The 21,030-nt window shown below is 45.5% G+C and carries 17 protein-coding genes; 7 read left to right on the top strand and 10 right to left on the bottom strand.

The window, feature by feature from the left end:
- Nucleotides 1–66: 66 nt before the first annotated feature.
- Complete coding sequence (locus tag AB4371_RS10940) at nucleotides 67–534, bottom strand: EVE domain-containing protein (protein WP_017061021.1); 468 nt, start codon at nucleotides 532–534, stop codon at nucleotides 67–69.
- 39 nt (nucleotides 535–573) lie between these two features.
- On the opposite strand from AB4371_RS10940, the gene AB4371_RS10935 reads away from it, so the two are divergent.
- Complete coding sequence (locus AB4371_RS10935; protein WP_102394384.1) at nucleotides 574–2,118, top strand: COG3650 family protein; 1,545 nt, start codon at nucleotides 574–576, stop codon at nucleotides 2,116–2,118.
- A gap of 2 nt (nucleotides 2,119–2,120) precedes the next feature.
- Nucleotides 2,121–2,717 carry a tRNA-uridine aminocarboxypropyltransferase gene (locus tag AB4371_RS10930; RefSeq protein ID WP_102394385.1) on the top strand — a complete coding sequence of 199 codons (597 nt, stop codon included), beginning with the start codon at nucleotides 2,121–2,123 and terminating at the stop codon, nucleotides 2,715–2,717.
- 131 nt (nucleotides 2,718–2,848) lie between these two features.
- Here the strand turns inward: AB4371_RS10930 and AB4371_RS10925 are convergent, their stop codons facing one another.
- The 8 genes from AB4371_RS10925 to lptM form a co-directional block, all read right to left on the bottom strand.
- Nucleotides 2,849–5,329 (bottom strand): EAL domain-containing protein, encoded by a 2,481-nt coding sequence (locus tag AB4371_RS10925; RefSeq protein ID WP_372112370.1) that lies wholly within the window; start codon nucleotides 5,327–5,329, stop codon nucleotides 2,849–2,851.
- A gap of 192 nt (nucleotides 5,330–5,521) precedes the next feature.
- On the bottom strand, nucleotides 5,522–8,020 hold the full coding sequence (locus tag AB4371_RS10920) for an EAL domain-containing protein (protein WP_372149700.1): 2,499 nt from the start codon (nucleotides 8,018–8,020) through the stop codon (nucleotides 5,522–5,524).
- 168 nt (nucleotides 8,021–8,188) lie between these two features.
- Complete coding sequence (gene yigB / locus AB4371_RS10915; protein ID WP_372149698.1) at nucleotides 8,189–8,905, bottom strand: 5-amino-6-(5-phospho-D-ribitylamino)uracil phosphatase YigB; 717 nt, start codon at nucleotides 8,903–8,905, stop codon at nucleotides 8,189–8,191.
- Nucleotides 8,906–8,920: 15 nt separating this feature from the next.
- Nucleotides 8,921–9,853 carry a tyrosine recombinase XerC gene (xerC, locus tag AB4371_RS10910; protein WP_372149696.1) on the bottom strand — a complete coding sequence of 311 codons (933 nt, stop codon included), beginning with the start codon at nucleotides 9,851–9,853 and terminating at the stop codon, nucleotides 8,921–8,923.
- The gene (locus tag AB4371_RS10905) at nucleotides 9,822–10,520 is read right to left on the bottom strand and encodes a DUF484 family protein (RefSeq protein ID WP_017061014.1); all 699 of its coding nucleotides are present in this window, start codon (nucleotides 10,518–10,520) and stop codon (nucleotides 9,822–9,824) included. The genes xerC and AB4371_RS10905 overlap by 32 nt, the downstream gene beginning before the upstream one ends.
- A 44-nt stretch (nucleotides 10,521–10,564) precedes the next feature.
- Nucleotides 10,565–11,395, bottom strand: a complete 831-nt coding sequence (dapF, locus tag AB4371_RS10900; RefSeq protein ID WP_017061013.1) for a diaminopimelate epimerase — start codon at nucleotides 11,393–11,395, stop codon at nucleotides 10,565–10,567.
- An 11-nt stretch (nucleotides 11,396–11,406) separates the two neighbouring features.
- Complete coding sequence (gene lysA, locus AB4371_RS10895) at nucleotides 11,407–12,660, bottom strand: diaminopimelate decarboxylase (protein WP_017061012.1); 1,254 nt, start codon at nucleotides 12,658–12,660, stop codon at nucleotides 11,407–11,409.
- A 42-nt stretch (nucleotides 12,661–12,702) separates the two neighbouring features.
- The gene (gene lptM / locus AB4371_RS22620) at nucleotides 12,703–12,819 is read right to left on the bottom strand and encodes an LPS translocon maturation chaperone LptM (protein ID WP_017063757.1); all 117 of its coding nucleotides are present in this window, start codon (nucleotides 12,817–12,819) and stop codon (nucleotides 12,703–12,705) included.
- Nucleotides 12,820–12,894: 75 nt separating this feature from the next.
- Between lptM and cyaY the strand changes: the two genes are divergently transcribed.
- Complete coding sequence (gene cyaY / locus AB4371_RS10885; protein WP_017061010.1) at nucleotides 12,895–13,209, top strand: iron donor protein CyaY; 315 nt, start codon at nucleotides 12,895–12,897, stop codon at nucleotides 13,207–13,209.
- A 71-nt stretch (nucleotides 13,210–13,280) separates the two neighbouring features.
- On the opposite strand, the gene AB4371_RS10880 is transcribed toward cyaY, so the two are convergent.
- Nucleotides 13,281–15,809: a class I adenylate cyclase gene (locus AB4371_RS10880; RefSeq protein WP_137001938.1), complete on the bottom strand. Its 2,529-nt coding sequence runs from the start codon at nucleotides 15,807–15,809 to the stop codon at nucleotides 13,281–13,283.
- Between the two features lie 344 nt (nucleotides 15,810–16,153).
- Between AB4371_RS10880 and hemC the strand changes: the two genes are divergently transcribed.
- The 4 genes from hemC to AB4371_RS10860 are packed head-to-tail and all read left to right on the top strand — an operon-like array spanning nucleotide 16,154 to nucleotide 20,250.
- Entirely contained in the window at nucleotides 16,154–17,092 is a 939-nt protein-coding gene (gene hemC, locus AB4371_RS10875; protein WP_017061008.1) for a hydroxymethylbilane synthase, read from the top strand.
- A gap of 2 nt (nucleotides 17,093–17,094) precedes the next feature.
- Nucleotides 17,095–17,823 (top strand): uroporphyrinogen-III synthase, encoded by a 729-nt coding sequence (locus AB4371_RS10870; protein ID WP_017061007.1) that lies wholly within the window; start codon nucleotides 17,095–17,097, stop codon nucleotides 17,821–17,823.
- Between the two features lie 19 nt (nucleotides 17,824–17,842).
- Entirely contained in the window at nucleotides 17,843–19,069 is a 1,227-nt protein-coding gene (locus AB4371_RS10865) for a uroporphyrinogen-III C-methyltransferase (protein ID WP_017061006.1), read from the top strand.
- Nucleotides 19,069–20,250, top strand: coding sequence for a heme biosynthesis protein HemY (locus AB4371_RS10860; protein WP_017063752.1), 1,182 nt, complete (start codon nucleotides 19,069–19,071; stop codon nucleotides 20,248–20,250). Before AB4371_RS10865 ends, AB4371_RS10860 begins: the two co-directional genes overlap by 1 nt.
- Nucleotides 20,251–21,030 lie beyond the last annotated feature (780 nt).

The following is a 21,030-nucleotide window of genomic DNA, read 5'->3' as shown; positions in this document are numbered from 1 at the left end:
TTGTGATCAAGAGACAGGCCAACTGGCTGCCTTTTTTGAACCTTACGTAAAAAGCTCTCTCTAACGCTATCGAGAACCTAACACTTCTTTGCTTAAGATTGCCTGCCACTCTTGTTCGGTAACCGGCATGATCGATAAGCGATTACCGCGTTTCACCAAGGGCATTTCGGAGAGTTCAGGCATGGCTTTAAGCGTAACCAAAGGAATCAAGCGCTCAGTCACTCGCACAAACTCGACATCCACCATGATCCAGCGTGGGTTATCGGGTGAAGACTTAGGATCGTAGTAATCACTCTCAGGGTCGAACTGAAAGTGGTCTGGGTAGGCTTCTCTGGTTACTTTAGCGATCCCCGCTACGCCAACTTTTTTACATGATGAGTGGTATATCATCACCAGATCGCCAAGCTTGACGTCATCACGCATCATGTTTCGAGCCTGATAGTTGCGTACACCCTCCCAACAAGAGGTTTTTTGTACTCTAAGAGTCTGAATAGAGAAGGTGTCGGGTTCTGTTTTAAATAACCAATATGCCATAATAAATCCAATTAACGGTTGCTCCGAGGAAGATATAACATGAAGGTAATGAAAAACCCAGTGACATGGCTAGTCGCGTTCGCTCTACAAGGCTGTGTTACGGCACCTGATACGCCGCAACAACCTGAACAGCCCCCAGCAAACTTGGATGAGCCACTGAGCATTCAACCGCAAACCTTCATCATGCGTGGTCAGGTGGTGGTTGGCCATGAAAGCCGAACCTTCACTCCTTGCGGTAGCCAACAACAATACTGGTTAGACTTATCTCCAGAGTTAGCGTTAGAAGCACAAGGGCTCTCAACGAGACCTTACCAAGCCTTATATGGCGAGCTGATTGGTCACCTAACCGTGCCGAGCCAAACGGGTTATAACGCAGATTTCACAGCGCGTTTCGTGGTTGACCAAGTGAACATCCTAACCGCAGAGAACCCAGATCGCTGCGTCCAACCGCTGCGCTCAACACGAGTATTTGGTAATGAACCCTTCTGGTCAGCAACCTTCGATAAAGACCAGCTGAAATACACTAAGATGGGCGAAGAACCTCAGCGCCTCGATATCGAATCAAGCCGCACCTCACCAAGCACTCGCGACTACCAGCTTAAAGGTAATCAGGGACAAGGTGAGCTAAACCTTAAAAAAGAGAGCTGCAGCGATGGCATGAGTGACTCTATCTATGGCTGGCACGCCAAACTTAATCTCAATGACAGCAACTACAATGGTTGTGCAATGGTGGCCAATCAAGATCCAACGCTGAACTGGAGTGGACTCTACTTCGCAAGCTCAACGCAGAACACTGGCTTCTCTATCAACCTAGAACTCAACGACGACCACAGCGCTATTACAACTTACTCGTACAGCAATGGCGATCCTTCTATTGTTGAACAGGGCTTCTGGCAGCAACTTAACCAAAATCAGGTACAGGTTGTGATGACTCGTCACCAGCAACAGTACTTAATCTCTGAGCGCGTCTTCACACTCGATAACGGCAAACTGGTCGCTGAAAAAGAGAAAGTGGGCAATGTTGTCTACCCTATTGCCAATGGCGGTCTAGTGCTATTCGAAGCCAAGAGTGAACAAGCGCAGGTGAATACGACCACCAACGTTGATCTCACCGCAAAGCAGATAAACTCGAGTGATCAACTTGATCAAAAAGTCGACCAAGCGATCCGTGAGTATTTTAAGATCAACAACACCGATCCAGGCAATACTCAGTACCGCTGGCTAACCTACGATCTGAACGGTGATGGCAAAGAAGAGTTGTTTGCTCAACTCGACTGGTGTGGTTCAGGTGGCTGTACGTTGCTTATCTTTGAAAACCACCAAGACAACTGGCGCTTCAATAGCCGAGTGACACTGGTTAAAGGCGATATACGCTTAGGAAAGTCGCAAAATCATGGCTGGCAGGATCTGATCTTCAATGTCAGCGGCGGTGGAGCAACACCTGCGAAGCACACGCTGTCTTACACCGGTGTTAGCTACCCACTGAATCCAAGTGTCGCTCCAGTTGCAAATGATGCTGATATCAGCGATGTGGTTCTGTTCGCTGATGGCATATCACCAGCGCAAAGCGGAGTTAAGCTATAACCATGAGTAATCAACAAGCTTGCGGTGGTTGTGGCTTCACTCATCAATGTATTTGTCACCGTATACCAAGTGTTGAAAGCCAAACTGATCTTGTACTGCTCACTCATGAGAATGAACTGTCGAGAGACACCAATACCGGAAAGTTACTTGAGCAATCTATTCAGCAATGTCAGTCCTTCGTATGGCAACGAAAAACACCACCAGAAGAGTTGATTGCCTTACTCGAAGACAAAGCATTGCAGCCTTTTTTGCTGTTTCCAAGTGACAACAGTATTGAGTGCCAGCAAGCCGTGTCATCTGTAGCTGGAGATCGTAAGCCGTTATTCATCATCTTGGATGGCACATGGCAGGAAGCGAAGAAAATGCTCAACAAGAGCGCGTGGTTAAACACCATTCCTCAAATCCATCTCGATATCACGACTGAATCGTCATACACCTTGCGCCGCAATCAAGACAGCGGCCACTTATGTACCTGCGAAGTTGGCGTTGAGTTGCTAAAAACGTTAGGTGAAGCCGAACCGGCTAAGTTGATTAACGATTACTACCAACACTACCTAAAGGTGTTTCAAGCGGATAAATGTGGTCATTCACTCAAATAGAGGAAGCCACGTAGAGGCTTGCGGTAAGTAACGTAAAACTGAAACAAAAAGGGTGAGCCATAAGCTCACCCTTTTTACATCGTATTTTCGTTATTGAGCCAACCAGTGTTTCACGTGAAACGCTCGCTCCATCAAAACAAACGCTGAGGTTGACCAAAGTAATACCCTTGCAAGTAATCGACCCCCATGTCTTCAGCAATACGGCACACCTGCTCATTATGAACGAACTCCGCCACCGTCTTAGCATTCAGAATCTGGCATAAGCTCACCAACTGCTGAGCGATCTTGCGCTGCTTTTTATCTTTATCAATATTGCGAATCAAACTGCCATCAAGCTTGATCACCTGTGGTTCTAGCTTCAATATCTCATCAATGTTCGAATAGCCCGAACCAAAGTCATCAACAATAATATTCACACCAAGATCGCGGAAGTGATTACACACCTCAATCAAGCGACCGTAATCCTGAATTTGTTCCGTTTCTAACACCTCCAAGCCAATACGCTGTGGGTGACTGATTTTCTTGATCGCTTGTTCAAGGTGAAGAATGGTTTTCTCATTGCTGAAATCTTGTGGCGCTAAATTAATTGAGAACGAATCGGTTCGCTGACTCATAAAATCGAAGGTGCGCGTTATCATCTGACGACTGAGGCGTGTATAGAGATGGGTTCCTTCAATGATTGGCAAGAACTTACCCGGTGCAATTAACTGACCGTCCTCTTCAATTCGAACCAAACACTCGTAGCTCTCTACCTGATGACTGTGTGCTGAAACTATGGGCTGAGAGCACGCCACAATATTCTGATTAAGCACCGCGCGACTCACGCACGACAGCCAACCAAGTTGCTCTTGGCGATGCTTCTCCAATTGAATGAGTGCCTTGGCGCTCACTAGGTGCTTGTTCTGGCTGACAGCGCTGCGCCTCGCATCAATCGCCTTCAACAATAAGTCATCAATAGAGGTAGTCGGGAAATCTCGACGGCTGGCGATACCCGCACAGATAGACACCGACAAGTAATCAATATCGGGTAAACCGGTAGGCTCAAAATTCACATGCTCGGTTTGATCGGCAAATTCCGAGAATCGCTGATGAATATGTTCTTGGCTCGCCCAACTATCAAACACCACCGCCCACTCACCAATACCGATACTGTAGAGCTGACAGCCCTCATCAAAGAACTGCCACAGCGCCTTTTGAAAGTACTCACTCAAATCATGCAGAAGCTTGTCACCCACTCGATAGCCATACTTCTCATTGATCTGACCAAAGGTCGTGACCTTCAAAGCTAGTAAGTGGCTGTCACTGCTCATTTTCGACAGTTTCTCACGCAGCACACTTCGATTGGGTAAACCTGTACGGTGATCAATTCGATAGCTTGCCGTCAATGCAGTGGCTTGCTGCTGAATCTTACTCGCCATGCTGTTGTTCATGTCATCGACATCAAGCAGTGCATTTCGGATCAATGAAAACAGAGGGGATATGTTGGTCGCGGGTTGCGTCTCTAATGGCAATACCGCCTTACCCTCGCCTTCTCTAAGCGCAAGATAAGTGAGGCTATGGTGCAAGATTCGCTGTTGGCCATTCTCTTGATAAAGTTCTCCCATGCAGTAAACGCCATAGCTGTCGGCCAATTTTTGGAAAACCTCAACCTCTTGGTTACCATCGATAAAGTCGATACGAGAAGTGCAGTTGTAAATGAAGAACTGTTCTGGCCTATGAGAGGCGATCTGCTGCACGCCCAGTCGTATTTGCTCTAGGGTCAAAGATGGATGGTCATAACAAAACCGGACCTCATCACCCACTTGGAACTGGCCGCTGAATTCTATCTCCCCACTTTCCGTTACCTTGAGCGGTAAGTGAATGTTTTGCTCTTTGGGGTCACCGACCATCAAGGGAAAGTTATGCAGTTGCTCAAAAGGCACTTCGAAGCCATCAGCGAGGTAACGATTGTAGAGTTCGCGAACAGGCATCCCATCCAGTTCCAACAACCGGTTCTCTTGAGCACCGGTCACTCGAAAAGTTCGACCAATCGGATTCCATTCAGTGTAATAACCCTTAGCGATGGAGAGCTCGACACTGTGCAACGCCAACATCACATAGGCATTTTCATAGCAAATGCCATCTAACATCACCCAACGTCCATTATCTGTGATGGTCGATGCTCCGCCGCAGATAGGTAATGAATACCTCGACTGCTCAAACGCTGAAAATAGATCTCGGTTATTTATCTGCAAGCGGTCTGCGAAACAGATGATGCTTTGAGTATTATCATTGCACTCAAGCTGTTGCCACATAGCGTGGCTATCGAGTAATGGTTGTTCGCTATATTCGACAACACCACAAGAGTAAGACGTCGCGTCAAAGCGGCTAACAATCAGATAAAGACCTTGGTGCAGGATGACACCTTGGCTGATGTAGTGGTTAGCACTGCAACCAATCAGTTTGGCATTGGGAAAAGTCGATTGAATCACTTGGCAGGCAGCCAAAACAGAACCTTTCTCGAAAGACGAAAACACCTGAATCAGTAGGCTTTCATGTTGATGAAAATCTATCTTTTCCAATTCACGTTGGGTTTGCTCAATGTCTTGTATCAGGAGAGAAGTCGACTGCATATTCACATTAATCGTTACGTTAATGATTTGTTATTGTGCTTATTATAGATAAGGCTTGCACGGAATACTTACGATCGTGTTATGAATAATGTGACCTTAGTTAGACATCATTCATTCCACCAAAAAGCAGTCATTAATGGCGGCGCAGTACTTTTATCGTCAGTAGTTACACAATGCTAGAAGCTTTAACTGCTAAAACAGTCGCTTAGGCTCACCAAAGTAGTACCCCTGCAGATAATCGACACCCATTTGCTCTGCTATCTCACAAACCTGTTGGTTATGGACAAATTCAGCGACCGTTTTGGCGTTGAACACTTGGCACAAACGAACCAACTGAGAAGCGATGTTTCTTTGTTTTTGGTCTTTGTCGATATTACGAATCAAGCTACCATCGAGCTTAATGATCTGCGGCTCTAGCTTGATAATTTCATCGATGTTGGAGTAACCAGAGCCAAAATCATCAACAATAATTCTCGCCCCCAGAGCACGGAAGTGATCACACACCTCAATCATGCGGCCATAATCTTTAATCTGTTCTGATTCTAAAACCTCTAAACCAAGTCGAGTAGGATCGTTCATACCACTGATCGCAGCCTCAAGCACCTCAAGCGTCTTGTCGCTCAACAAATCTTGTGGGGATAGATTGATAGAAAACGAACTCTGCTTATCTGCCATGTAGCCAATAGTGCTCTTAATCATGTGTCGACTAAGGCGCGTGTATAGGTGGGTGTCAGCAATGATAGGTAAGAACTTTCCTGGTGGCACAATAGTACCATCCGACTCCATGATTCTGACCAAACACTCTTGGCCAATCATTTCGTGCGTACCCGATTCCACAATCGGCTGTGAGTAAGTGATGATGTTCTGATCTAAAATTGCACGGCTCACACAGCTCAACCAACCAAGTTGCTCTTTTCGGTCCTCTTCGCTCACCTGAATGTCTTTGGCATTGGTGATATGGGTATTATTACGCACTCCATAGCGTCGAGCTTCGATCGCTTTCAATAAGATCTCGTCACCACTGTCGGTTAAGAAGTCACAACGACTAGCAAAGCCGCCACACAGAGAAACTGACAAGTAATCAATATCAGCCAAACCATACGGCTCAAAATTTATGTGTTCGATGTCATCGGCGAACTCAACGAAACCTTCTTTTATTTTCGCACTACCAACACTGGCATTAAAGATAATCGCCCACTCTCCGACACCAATACTGAACAGCTCTACTTTCACGCGAGGCTCTTTGACGACACGAAGCTGCAATCGCTCGATGAAGTGATTAGACAGATCAAGCAGTAACTGGTCACCCACTTGATAGCCGTATTTTTCGTTAACTTGATGGAAATTCGTGAGCTTTAACGTGAGTAAGTGTTCACTAAACAGAATAGTATTGAGGCGTTCTTTCAATACGATACGGTTCGGCAAACCAGTACGCGAGTCAATACGATAGCTTTCGGTTAAGCGACGCGCTTGTTGATGGAGTTTCTTTTCCATCTGAGTATTCATACTGTCAAGATCAGCGACTGCATTTCTGACAAGGTTAAGCAATGGCGACACGGTTGAGCCACACTGAAAGTCTTCGCAATGAAACTCTTTAATCTCGTCAGACTCGCGCATAGCGATATAAGTCAGGCTATGGTGCAGTATCTCTTGGCGGTCTTCATTACGGTATAGCTCCCCCATGCAGTAGGCACCACATGTATTCACTATCCCTTCAAATGGCTTGAGCTCAAGTTTACTGTCGATAAACTCAAGTCGAGATACACAGTTATAAATGATCACCGATTCAGGCTGATGCATGGCTAGCATCTCGGCCCCGTGGCGTACCTTTTCTGCAGTGAGAGATGGGTGGTTATAACAAAACTGCGCCTCTTCACCGACATGCCAAGGGCTATCAAACTCGATACTGCCATCATCATTAATACGTAGCGGCGTCGAGATACCCTTCTTTCTGCCAAGTTCTCGATAAAGCGGAAAGCTCATCAGCTGGCTAAAAGGAAGGTCTTTGCCATCCGCAAGGTAATGTTTAAATACTTCAATAGCCGGCTTGCCGTTCAATGCGTATAAGCGATTTCCGATTGCGTGTGTGACTCGTAGCTTCATCCCAATCGGGTTCCACTCAGAGTACGCGTCCGACCAAACCTTCAATCTTGGGTTAGTCAGAGCCACAGCAACACAGGCGTGCTGGTAGGTTTGCTCGTTATACATAACCCAACGGCCAAATTCATTCTCATGGCACAGTCCACCAGCTATCGGCAAGGCGTAAGGTAAATTTTCAAAAGCGCTATAAATAGGATAATCACGCCCTTCAACCTGATCACACAAGCTGATGACCGTTTTGGTGTCTTCTGTAAGGCGCAATTGAAAAGCTAAGTCTTGGCTGTCTTGATTTGGATTGCCGGAAAAAGGCTGGACCGCAGAAGTTAGATGGGTTTCGTTGAACTCACTGATGATAACTAAGGTGCATGCACTTTCAAGACAATTATCACAGATAACATGACGAGCACTCTGACCAATTAGCGTCGCATTGTTTAAACGATTGAGGGCAACACCCGCGATTTGACGAGCTAGATCTGAAGATTGTGCTGAGAAAATTTGAATAAGGTACTGTTTGCTGTCACACCATTCTCGCTGATCAAATTGAGCTCTAAATAACGCCTCAGTATTTGCGAGAAATGTAAATGTTTGCATGCCAACCCTTGTTCAAAATCGAGTGAAGTAATAACCCGCAACCACTGCTATGACTGAAATGAATCGATAAAAAGTAGTCGCCAATTATCCTAGCCTAATCAGGCTTTTATAGGCGACTAATGTAACAATTCACTATCGTAAATGCGACACAATAAGCTTACCAAGCCATTAAATTAGTCGCATAAGATCGCTAAGTTGGTCTATTTCAACATCAGGGAGCACACTCGCCTTAGGGGAGCGGTATAAATTGGAACCAGTGTCATTAAACCAGCACGCCTGGAAGCCATTTTGCTTGGCTCCATAGACATCCGTTTTAAGGTGATCACCAACATGAAGAATATTCTCAGCGTCGCAATCTAGGTGTTGCTGAGCTTTTTCAAACATATCTGGATAGGGTTTTGCTCTGCCATCAGGGCCGGCTTTAAGGATTAATTGAAAGTACAGCCCTAAGCCAATTTTGTGTGGATCGACATTGCCATTGGTAATCGCAACCAGAGGAATACGTTGGCTAAGTTCAGACATCACTCGATGCGTTTCTTGAGGGACATCGACTTGATTACGCAACCACAAGGCATGCTCAATGCCTTCTCGAGCCGCTTGCTTTGCTTGCGGCAGGGAGTAACCCAATTGCAGCAAACCACTCTTAATCTGAGTTTCACGCCACACGGTGACATCATGTTTCAAAGCTGGGTTTTCAGATGCGACTTGCTGCTTAATGCCCTGCCACTCTTCAAGCGATAAAGAAGCCGACACTGGGTGCTTTTGATAAAGCCACTGTGCCATCTCTTTCTCAACCTTCATGATCACAGGCCAGTTGTCATACAGGGTGTCATCCAAGTCAAAGGTCATGGCTTTGATGGGCTTTAACCCTCGATAAATTCGCATAGTAAACCCTTTAATCTAATCTTTATTCTTCTTACGAGCTCTCGGGTGAGCCTGATCATAAGCCTGTGCTAAGTGTTGGAAATCTAAGTGGGTATACACTTGAGTCGTCGAGATGTTTTCATGGCCAAGCAACTCTTGAACAGCACGAAGATTCTGGCTCGATTCAAGCACATGCGTTGCAAAGGAGTGACGCAGTTTATGCGGGCTAATATGACTCGCGACAGATTGCTTCTTGCCCCACTCTTCCATGCGCTTTTGCACACTGCGGTGAGAGATACGAGTCCCAAGCTTAGAGACAAACAGCGCAGTTTCACCCGGTGAAGCCAATTCACCACGAACTTTGAGCCATTTATCGACCCACTCTTTAGCTAAACCAGAAAAAGGCGCTTTGCGTTCTTTGTCGCCTTTACCAATCACTCGAATTTCGCCTTGTCGACCTAACACATCTTTAAGATTGATGCCGACCAGTTCTGCCAGTCGTAATCCAGCACCATACATCACCTCCATCATCGCTCGATCACGAATCGACAATGGATCGTCCTCATTCACATCAAGCAGTTGACCCACTTCATCAATATCGAGGTTTTTAGGCAAAGGGCGTTGTTTGCGAGGTGCAGAGACACCTTTAGCTGGATTGGCGGTCATTTCGCCACGCAACACAAGGAAATCAAAGAAGCTGCGCAATGACGATAAGCGAGTCGCGATGCTGCTCGCTTTCATTCCCTCACGCATGCCTTTGCTGGCTAGTTGTCTGACCCACGCCGCATCGACTTGCCCCCAGTCTTTAAGTCCGAGCGTGACTAAATGACCGGCCATGGTTTCAAGTTGTTGTTTGTAATTACGTTGGGTGTGTAGGCTGAGCCCCTTCTCGCTTCTGAGATATTCATAGAAGCGAGAAAGTGGCTTTTGAAGGCTGTTAGGAAGAGGTATTTTGGGCTCTAGGCTCATTATTTATCTGCCAAGGTAAGGTGTCCGCCAAATGAGCGACAACAAGTGCTAAATGGCGTAAAAAGAGCGTATCCATATGGGGTTGGAAATGTCCGCCATCTTCACTAGAAAAGGCGAGCAAACCCAATGGAGACTGCTTAGCAAGCGGTAGTACTACATAAGAGCCTAGCTCTGGAACTGGATAATCACCAAACAAATCGTGTCTGTCGGCTTTTCTCAAGCGCCCAAGATAAGCATCTTTGCCATTGAAATGGTTAAGCGAAAACTTAGAGTAACCCTCAGCACTCAACTGATAAAAGCCAGATTGCGAAAGAATTCGAACATGAGCCTTAAGCCCAAGATCTAACGCTTTTTGTTCAACGGCTTTTATCACCTGCATAAAGTCACTGCATTTCAGCACTTGCGCTTGCAGATCCATAAACTCATAGAAGGTTTTATCGTTATTTGCTGCCAACGACATCAAGCCAGTGATCTCTTCTTCAAGCTCTTCGATTCGATGACGCTGGCGTTTAAGCTGAACCTCAACCAGAGAAACAGCGCCCTGCTCAACGTTATTGATAGCAAGGCGATCAACCAAATCTTTTCGGTCTTGGAAAAAATCTGGGTTATCACGTAAATATTCCGCGACCACTTCTGCGGTGAGTGCGTCGGCTTCAACGTAAGACAAAACCTATCCTTTATTTTTATGAATCTATTTGTTTTGGGTTGTTATTAGCAAGAAAGTTGACCATCAAACACATGCGTTGCAGGGCCAGTCATAAACAGAGGTTTACCCGGGCCTTGCCAGCTAATGTGTAAGTCACCGCCGGGTAGACGAACCTTCACATTCTCAGCCAGTAAGCCTTGAGTGATACCAACGGCAACTGCGCCACACGCTCCGCTGCCACATGCCTGAGTTTCACCCGCGCCGCGCTCGTAAACACGCAAGCGAACTTCTTCACGGTTAACGACCTGCATAAAGCCAGCATTAACACGCTCAGGGAAGCGTTCATGTGATTCAAGTAGAGGGCCCAAGGTGTCCACATCAGCCGTGTCGACGTCATCAACCACGGTAACCACATGTGGGTTACCCATGCTTACCGCACCACAGAATAAGGTGTGTACATCCGTTCTTAGGATATACGTCTTCTCTGGCTGCTTGGCCTTGAATGGAATCTTACCGGGTTCGAACTCAGGAATGCCCATGTTCACCGTGATCAGGTCATTCTCTTCAATCTTGAGAACCATTTTACCTTTCTTGGTGCTGACGTTGATGCTGTACTTATTCGTTAAGCCTTTCATGCGAACGAATCGTGCAAAACAACGCGCACCATTGCCACACTGCTCCACTTCACTGCCATCCGCATTGAATATGCGGTAATGGAAATCAGTTTCTGGATCATAGGGAGCCTCAACCACAAGTAGCTGATCAAAGCCCACGCCAGTGTGACGATCCGCCAAACGACGGATCAAATCTGGAGAAAAGAAAATATTTTGAGTAATGCAGTCCACGACCATGAAATCATTGCCCAAACCATGCATTTTAGAAAAGTGGAAGTGCATAACGCTTAAAATTACTCCGGAAGAATGTTTTCAAGTTCCCACAGACTCGTAAGCTCTTCACGCTGACGAACCAAGTGAGTTTTATCGCCATCCACCATCACTTCAGCCGCACGCGAACGAGTGTTGTAGTTAGATGACATCGCGAAGCCATAAGCACCCGCTGAACGAACTGCTAGCAGATCACCTTCTTCAAGAACAAGGTCACGATCTTTACCTAGGAAATCGCCTGTCTCACAGATTGGGCCAACCAAATCGTAAGTCACGGCTTCACCCTGACGAGGGCTCACAGGAACAATATCCTGCCAAGCTTGGTAAAGTGCTGGGCGCATTAGATCGTTCATTGCTGCATCGATGATGGCAAAGTTCTTGTGCTCTGTTGGCTTGAGGAACTCGACTTTCGTTAATAATACACCAGCGTTAGCAGCAATCGCTCTTCCAGGCTCGAAAATCAGCTCTAGATCAGAATGATTGTCTAAGCGAGCCAATAAGGCTTTCGCGTAGTCAGAAGGCTGTGGTGGTAATTCATCACGATAAACCACACCCAAGCCGCCACCGACATCAAGGTGTTTGATGTTGATACCGTTAGCACGTAGCTGGTCGATCAGCGCAAGCAGGCGATCGGTTGCATCGATGAAAGGTTCGATATCCGTTAACTGAGAACCAATGTGGCAATCAATACCATGGATAGACAAGTTATCGAGTGTTTTTGCAAACTCATAGACAGCAGGAGCACGGTCGAAAGCGATACCAAACTTGTTATCACGCAGACCCGTAGAGATATAAGGGTGAGTGTTGGCATCAACGTCTGGGTTGATACGCAGTGAAATCGGCGCTTTAACACCAAGCTCACCAGCTACTTTATTCAATCGCTCTAGTTCTGGTTCAGACTCTACGTTGAAACACTTAATGTTCAACTCAAGCGCACGCTTCATTTCAGCGGCTGTTTTACCGACACCAGAGAATACAACTTTTGCTGGATCGCCACCGGCAGCAACCACACGCTCTAGCTCACCGCCAGAAACGATATCGAAGCCAGAGCCCAAACGAGCCAAAGTATTCAACACGCCAAGGTTTGAGTTAGCTTTAACGGCATAACACACCAAGTGCGGATGCTCACCAACCGATGAATCAAACGCATTCCAGTGGCGTTCTAATGTTGCACGAGAATATACATACAGCGGTGTACCATATTGCTCTGCTAGTTGTGAAAGTGCGACGTCCTCAGCCCAAAGCTGGCCATCTTCCTGATAGTTGAAGTAATCCAAAGTTCTTATCCCTTATAAATAACGATTTCTGCGTGTTTTCACTTATTGTGATTGTTCGGTTTGCTGAACTTCATCAGGATCGTACAAAGGACCCGTTTGACCACAACCAGAAAGTCCAATAACGGACATCATAAATAGAGCAGCAATTAATTTTTTCATTTTGCATATCGTGATTATTAACTCAATGCCCCCTATAATCGCACCACACTCAGGAAAAGCAATAGGATAGAAAGGATGAACGAGACTGAATTTCATCAGCTGGTCGATATACAGATGCAAAACATCGAAGAAGCTATCGATGAATCAGAGGCAGATATTGATTACGAAGTGACTGGTAACGTGATGACGCTGGAGTTTGAGAACCGCAGCCAAATCATCATTAACCGCCAAGAACCAATGAAAGAAATCTGGTTAGCGTCTAAATCTGGTGGCTTTCACTTCAAGCTAGTTGACGACAAGTGGACATGTTCAAAGACGGGCATGGAGCTGTTTGAGATGGTTAAAGAAGAATGCGTGAAGCACGCAGGTGAAGCGATCGATTGGGTCTAATCATTTGTAAGCAAAACTAAAAAGGAGTGAATCAATCACTCCTTTTTTAATATCAATCAGTCTTAGTAAGACTAGATGTTAACTATCTTTGAGCTCCGAGAAGCTAGAGTTGCATCGTTACGATAAGGCACAACGTAAGAATTGCCTTCTTCAGGATGAACGATTTGGTAGTACTGAGGTAGGTTAAAGTTAATCAACTTAGACGACATCTTCGACTCATCTTTTACCGATGTGTAGAAAGAATTCACGCTCGCGATCATCTCATCTTTTTCACCGCTGTATTGGTGATACACCTCAACTTGATTCGATTCGTCCAATACATAAATATTGAAGCCCTTGTCGGTATCTTCGAAGAAGAACTGAATCAAACCCTCGCTCGCAAAACCATCCACCACTTCTGGCAGTTGATACTCTTGCTCTTTATCGAGCATCAGTAAAGGTGAGCCTTTGAGCTTATTGGTTGAGATGCTACGGTAGAAATCGACCGAGTTTTCCAACATCTGTACCGACACACCACGACGTTCGAAGAACAGACCAAACATCTTATTAGCTAAACGAATAGCCTTAAAGCGGCGGCGCTTCTCGGGTTCAATCGGTTTCAATCGTAAATCGATACACTCAGCAAGCAGTTGATACACCATGTTACGCATCACACCACGCAGGTTTTTGCTGTAACAGAACACATCAACCGATTCTGGCGGTAAAGCATCTTGGTGCATTTTGCCAAGCACCGTCTTCAGCGCATCCAGCATTGCCGTATCACCTTGGAAATGCAGCGTACGTACTTCATGCCAAGAGTTACGATAAACTAAGTCGACACTGCCGACTAAGCTCTTACCTTCCTCACCAAAGCTGAAGATATCGGCGTTCTTGAGGTCCACTTTTAATGCACGACCACTTAATTCAGACGTCGGGTCATTTTCAAAGTTGATGAACATCGCTAGCTGGCTTATCTCACACGGGCTCGCCAGTGCTTGCATACTTGGGCGACGCTTACGCAAAGAAAACGTATTACGCAGGTCGCTCACCATTTGATAGAACTTATCGATATCGATGTGAGCGTCACGTACCACAGAGTGCAAACGTGTCGACTCGGTAATCAAGCCATTAAAGAATGACCAAGCAACCAGTTTACTCAAGTACTCATGGTGCTCAAGTGAAGGCTGACCAAGAATACGATGCGCTACCAATGGCTGCTTATACAGGTACCAGCCGGCTTTATTCGACTGACCCTGACGAACTTCGATAAAGCTCAAGTCTGGTTCATGCAGATCAGGAGAGATTTGCGGATTCAGTAACGTCACTTTACCTGGCAATACCTCAAACGCAGCGTAAAGCTTACGCGCCAAAATACTAATATCTTGTGGGCTAATTGCAGAAGTGATGTCGTTGCGACGCGCAAATTGAATCAGATTACGATAGCTCAGCATCAAGGCATCAAGCAGTGCATGGTGCACCACTTTAACCTGCTCAACCTTCCAGTTACGGCGGTTATCGAGCTCAGCAATGGTTTCATGTCCCCAATTCCAAGATTTAGTCATCTCAGTTAAGGCTTCACGACGCCACGCAACAGAACCAATGCCCGCATCTCGTGACAACTTCTCGTGGGTCTTAAGGTAGAAACAGCGTCTCACCAAGTCCAATCGAGTGTGGTCGTTAATGCGTTCTAGATAGCGCGTTACCTTCTCAAGCATCAGATAGTAGCTATCCATGCCATACAGATCAGGTTCATCCGCGAAGAAGCGACGCTTGGTATCAATACTCAGCAGTTGGGTATTTGGGTATTCCCATGAATAGGCTTCTAACAGGATCGCCTTCAAAACCGATTTATACGGTGAGTCGATACTCTTATAGAGCTGCCACAGGTTTGAACCAAAGTACTCTTCAGCAGGAATACGATTCAGCTTGCCGAAATCGATCCACTGCGAGCAATCAAGGTAACCATCCTGACACAAGCCTTGAACATACTCGTCGTAACACTCTTCCATTTCTGGCGGAATGATTTGCCACAACAAACGTTGACCAGCCAAACGAACCGCAGAGCGATAGAACTCATCAAGCAGTAATAAGTGCTGTGAAGAACCACAGTTATCGCCGGTCATCTCTTCTGAATGATTCGAACGAAAACGCTCTTCATCCATCAAGAAGAAGTTCGCTTCAACCCCTAAGGTTTCAGCCCAATCAGTAATCAAGAGACACTTGTTGGTTAGGCTATCGCGAGAGGCGCCATCCATATCAGGGGAAACACACACCCAAATATCAAGATCACTTGAAGTGCTTTGACCAATAGAAGAAGTACTACCCATGGTGTACAAACCAAGGATTGCAGGTTCATCCGTCTCGGTGAGTTTTCCACCCAGCGTTAATTCGGTATCAGAGACAAATTGCTTTTGGAATTCATTAAGCGTGAAGCTACGAATTCCAGAAGGAACTTGTTGGTCATAATAACCAGGCATCATCGGGTGATTGAAGTGAAGCAGTGCGGGAATAAGGTTGAATACTCGCTGGCCTTGCACATTCATCAACGCCAACGCACGATCAATGCGCTGCTGATTTAGATTGTCTAATCGTTGAATCAAAGTTTGAGTGTAAGCCTGCAAGGTAAGTCCTTGGTTTGAGGTTAAGTGCAGTTCTGTTTAGTTACTGAACGAAAGGAGCAACAAAACGTGATCAATTTAACACTTTTACCCTTAATGGTAAAGCAAAGGAACCCGTCATACTGGTCAATTCCTTGATGACAGAAAGTTAAACTCACGGCGCCGTAGTGTCCTCTTTATTGACTATTTCTAATAATAGCCCATGTTTCAAATGAGATACTAATCACACTATTTTGGTGAACTCATGAAAATCTCTCAGCTATCAAAGTATGGAATGATCAAACAGTAAGAATTCTCGCCTCATAATGGTAGGATTAGGTTATTACAGAACCTATATCGGAAACACCATGACAAATTCAGCACCAATCCGTATCGCGACCAGAAAAAGCCCTCTTGCCCTTTGGCAGGCATACTTTGTAAGGGATGCACTGCAAGCTGCTCACCCTGGTTTAGAGGTTGAGTTGGTAACTATGGTGACCAAAGGTGACATCATCCTCGACACTCCGCTTGCTAAAGTGGGTGGTAAAGGACTGTTCGTTAAAGAACTTGAAGTAGCAATGCTAGAAGGTCGTGCTGACCTAGCCGTTCACTCAATGAAAGATGTACCTGTCGACTTCCCTGAAGGTCTAGGTCTGGTAACGATTTGTGAGCGTGAAGATCCGCGTGACGCATTCGTATCAAACACTTACAACAACATCGACGAACTCCCACAAGGTGCTGTCGTGGGTACATGCAGCCTGCGTCGCCAGTGCCAACTGTTAGAATACCGCCCTGACCTCATCATCAAAGAGCTACGCGGCAACGTTGGAACTCGTCTAGGTAAACTCGATGATGGCCAATACGATGCGATCGTGCTGGCTGCTGCAGGCCTTAAGCGTTTAGAGCTAGAAGAACGTATTCGTAGCTTCATCGAACCAGAGCAGTCTCTCCCTGCTGTTGGCCAAGGCGCTGTTGGTATTGAGTGTCGCCTTGATGACGAGCGTCTGATTAAACTCCTTGAACCACTGAATCATAAAGACACGGCTGATCGTGTACTGTGCGAACGTGCAATGAACCTTACCCTAGAAGGTGGCTGTCAGGTTCCTATCGGCAGCTACTCATTATTAGATGGCGAAAACATCTGGCTACGTGCATTAGTTGGTGAACCGGACGGTTCTAAGATGGTTCGTGGTGAGATCTCTGGCCCTCGCAAAGATGCAGAAGCACTTGGCGTGACTCTGGCAAATCAATTGCTGGATGATGGCGCGAGAGAAATCTTAACCAAGCTCTACGTTGACCAAGAATAATCATGACAGTGTTGGTGACTCGTCCCGGTTCAGAGGGACAATCGCTTTGCCAACAACTAGCGGATGAAGGGGTTCAAGCAATCCATCATCCGCTGATTCGTATCGTGGATAATCCCAACTCTGCGGATTTAAGCACCCAGCTTAATAACAGCGATATCATTATTGCAGTCAGTCACCACGCCGTGGCGGCTGCCCAAAGCATCCTTTCAAAAACCTCATCCATTTGGCCTACTTCGCCGCTTTATCTTGGCGTTGGTCAAAAAACTGCGCACGTTTTAAGCAAAGTCTGTAAACAAAAAGTAAACTATCCTCAAGTTAGTGATAGTGAACATCTTCTTAAACTTACTGAACTTAATGGCGTAGAAAATAAGTCCATTTTGATACTACGTGGCAATGGTGGGCGTGAGCTCATTAGGGATTCTCTACTCAATCGAGGTGCACAAGTCTCTTATTGTGAGACCTACCGTAGAGAATATATTCCTATTAGCGACCACAATACCTATCAAACATGGATAAACAAAAAAACGTCCAAAGTTGTCATCACTAGTCAGGAACAATTGGAGTATCTCTGCTCAATTACCCCTGATGAGTATTTGGCTTGGCTTTCAACAAGACATCTATTTGTCCCAAGCCAGCGCATTGTAGAACGAGCACAACAACTCGGCTTCTCGAATGTGACCAATACTCACAGTGCTACGAACCAAATATTACTGGCTGCTCTCCGGCCCTAGCTAGAAACAGGAAATAAGCATGACAAGCAAAAAAAATAATGAGCATATTGAACCTGAAAAGAAACAAGATACTCAGCCAGTAGTTGTTGAAAACGAAAAAGCTGACTCTACAGAGACAAAACAACCTGAACAGAAGCTTGATGCCTCTGCTTCAAATACCGCTAAAAATGAGCAGCCTCAAGCTGAGCATAAAGAGCAAATAGAGAAAGCAGAAAAGCAAGGTAAGCGCGGTGTCAAACTAGGCGCTATTGCGATCGCTATTTCAATTATCTTCAGTGGCGGTATCGCATTTCAAATGCAGCAAAAGAGCGCTGAATACTCGGCTCAAATAGCCGCTCTTCAAGCACAACTTCAAAATACCCAATCTGCGGTAAATAAAGACCTACAAACCATCAAGCAAGAGACTATCCAAGAAGCCTCACACGCGGTGGAGAAAACTCAGGTCGTGCAATCTCAACAGCAGAAGAGCATTCAAAGCCTGCAGTTAGCAGTCGCTGACGTGAAAGGTCGCCGCCCGAATGACTGGTTACTTGCCGAAGCCGATTACCTTGTGAAACTAGCAGGACGTAAACTGTTCCTCGAGCATGATGCCGTTAGCGCAACCAAGTTAATGGAAAGCGCCGATCAACGTATCGCAGCACTGAATGACCCGAGCTTAGTGTCACTGCGTCAATCAATGACCAATGACATTACCAAGCTTCGCACTATTCCTCTGATCGACCGTGACGGCTTAGTTCTGCGTATCACAAGCTTGCAACAGCAAGTCGATACACTGCCGCTTGCCAATGCGATTCTTCCGGAAGCTGCGGTTGTTGAGAAAAAAGCGGTATCGCAAGATATTAATGATTGGCAGAACAACCTGATGACGTCGATGAAAGACTTCTCAGAAAACTTCATTACCTTCCGTAGTCGTGATGGCGAAGTTATCCCTCTACTCTCTCCTGAACAACACTTCTACCTGCGTGAAAACATCAAAGGTAAATTAGAAACCGCGATTCGCGCCGTCTACAAAGAACAAGGTGAACTCTATAGCGCAGCTCTTAATACCGCTAGCGAGTGGTCGAAAGCTTATCTAAACCAAGATAACAACTCAGTGATTGAATTTGAGAAAGCGATTAAACAGCTAAGTGAACAGAACATCTCTGTGAAATACCCTGTAAAGCTTGAATCTCAAAATGAGTTGTCAGATGTGATACGTGAGCGCCTACGTCGTGAAGTCACCGTTATGACCACGGAGGAAAAATAATGATTCGTTGGATTTTTCTTTTTCTCGTTCTAGGTGCTGGGTTAATTGTTGGTACTCAGTTCTCTGGTCAACAAGGCTACGTTCTGATCTCAATTGCGAATAAGACTATTGAGATGAGCGTGACAACACTGGTTATCTTTGTCATTGCTCTTCTAGCGGCTCTATTCGGCTTAGAGTACCTATTTAAAAAGCTTATGTACGCAAGCTCGACAACTTGGAACTGGTTCAGTGTTCGTAAGCTGAAACGTTCTCGTCGTTATACCAATGAAGGCATTATCAAGCTACTTGAAGGTGACTGGAAAGGCGCTGAGAAGAAAGTAACTCGTTGGGCTAACCATCACGACATGCCTCTACTTTGTTATTTAGTCGCTTCTCAAGCGGCACACGAACAAGGTAATACAAGTGAGCGAGATAAGTACATCGAGCTTGCTAGCCAACAGGACGACTCTCTACTAGCGGTTGAGCTAACTAAAGCTAAACAGCAAATCAGCGAGTCAAACTACGAAGCTGCATTCGATACACTTTCGACCCTAAAAGGCACATACCCTAATAACACTGCTGTACTTGGCCTGTTAAAAGCCACTTACTTGCAACTGAAGTTATGGCAGCCATTGCTAGAGTTAACTCCTAAATTAGTTAAGAACAAACTTCTAACAGCTGATGAGCAACGTGAATTAGAACAGAAAGCACAATGTGGGCTACTTCATGATGTGGCACAACAGCAAGGTAGCGAAGGTTTAATCAGCCATTGGAACAAGCTTTCAAGAAAACAGAAACAAAGTTCGCACCTTGTATCCTGCTTTGTGAAGCAACTGATCGCTCGCAAAGCTGACTCAGAAGCCTTCACTGTGATCAAAGAGAACATTGCAAAGAGTGGTTCAAATGAGCTCTACATGTTGCTTCCAGAGCTGAACCTAGCCGATCACCACCCAGTAGTGGTCATGCTAGAACGTGCAATTAGTAAAGACAGTGGTAATGCCGAAGCACACAGCGCGCTGGCTCAGTTCTACTTAAGAGAGCAGAAGTGGGCGGAAGCACAAAGCCACTTCGAAAAAGCCCTAGCACTTCGTTCAAATGTTTCAGATTACGGATACCTATCTGACGCACTAGAAAAGCAAAACTTAACGAAAGCAGCTCACGAGGTTTCTCGTAAAGCGCTCGCTCTAGTTCAACCAGCTTAATTTAAAGTGTCTCAAACTAAGCCGATGCCTAGCATCGGCTTTTTTGTATCTGTTACTTATCCATAGATAACTTCTACAATAGCCATAAACCAAACTCATCGAACCCTTACCTTCCCAATGCTAACAAACCAACTAACCATGAAATTGCTCAACTGGGCTTCTCAAACACACGGAGAACGACTTTAGTTGTGTCTGTACGTAGTTTTACCATTCTTATAAACAAGTCCTTATAAGAGGTTCGAGAGAAGTCATAGAGAAAAGTGACACCTAGAAGCTCAAGAGTAAATGGAGATCACCTTGAGAGAAGGCGTTTAAAGATATTTACCCGCAGACAGATGCCCACTTAAAGTCACGCTGAATTAACAATTAAATAGCCATCAACGTTCCAACTATAAACCGTTATAACCGGGGAGTTCACGTAACTGCCTGTAGATTAATCTATTAAGTAGAGGGAGATAGCAAGAGTTACCGACCAACAAAACCTTGTTATTAGAAACGAGGCATCTTTATCAGCCAGTTCAAATTAGTAGGAGATAGAGCTCTCAAGACGCTCAGGAAAAGTTAATCAACGAACCAATAGCCACAAGTATAAACTTACGTAATCAAGCGCTGCTAGAGAGAGCAGAGCTTAATAATAAGTGTCGGAATATCAGAGCTCGTGATCAACGTAAAGCGCCTCTACAAACTCTGAGACGAATAATAAGACTCATACCAATCCGGAAAATTAACTGATCAGGTCAATCCAATCTCTTGTACACATTTTTGTGACGCGATCTTTGC

Source organism: Vibrio sp. 10N.261.51.A3 (genome assembly GCF_041471965.1).
In the GTDB taxonomy this organism is placed as follows: domain Bacteria; phylum Pseudomonadota; class Gammaproteobacteria; order Enterobacterales; family Vibrionaceae; genus Vibrio; species Vibrio crassostreae_C.
This window is presented reverse-complemented; position numbering and strand designations above follow the sequence as displayed.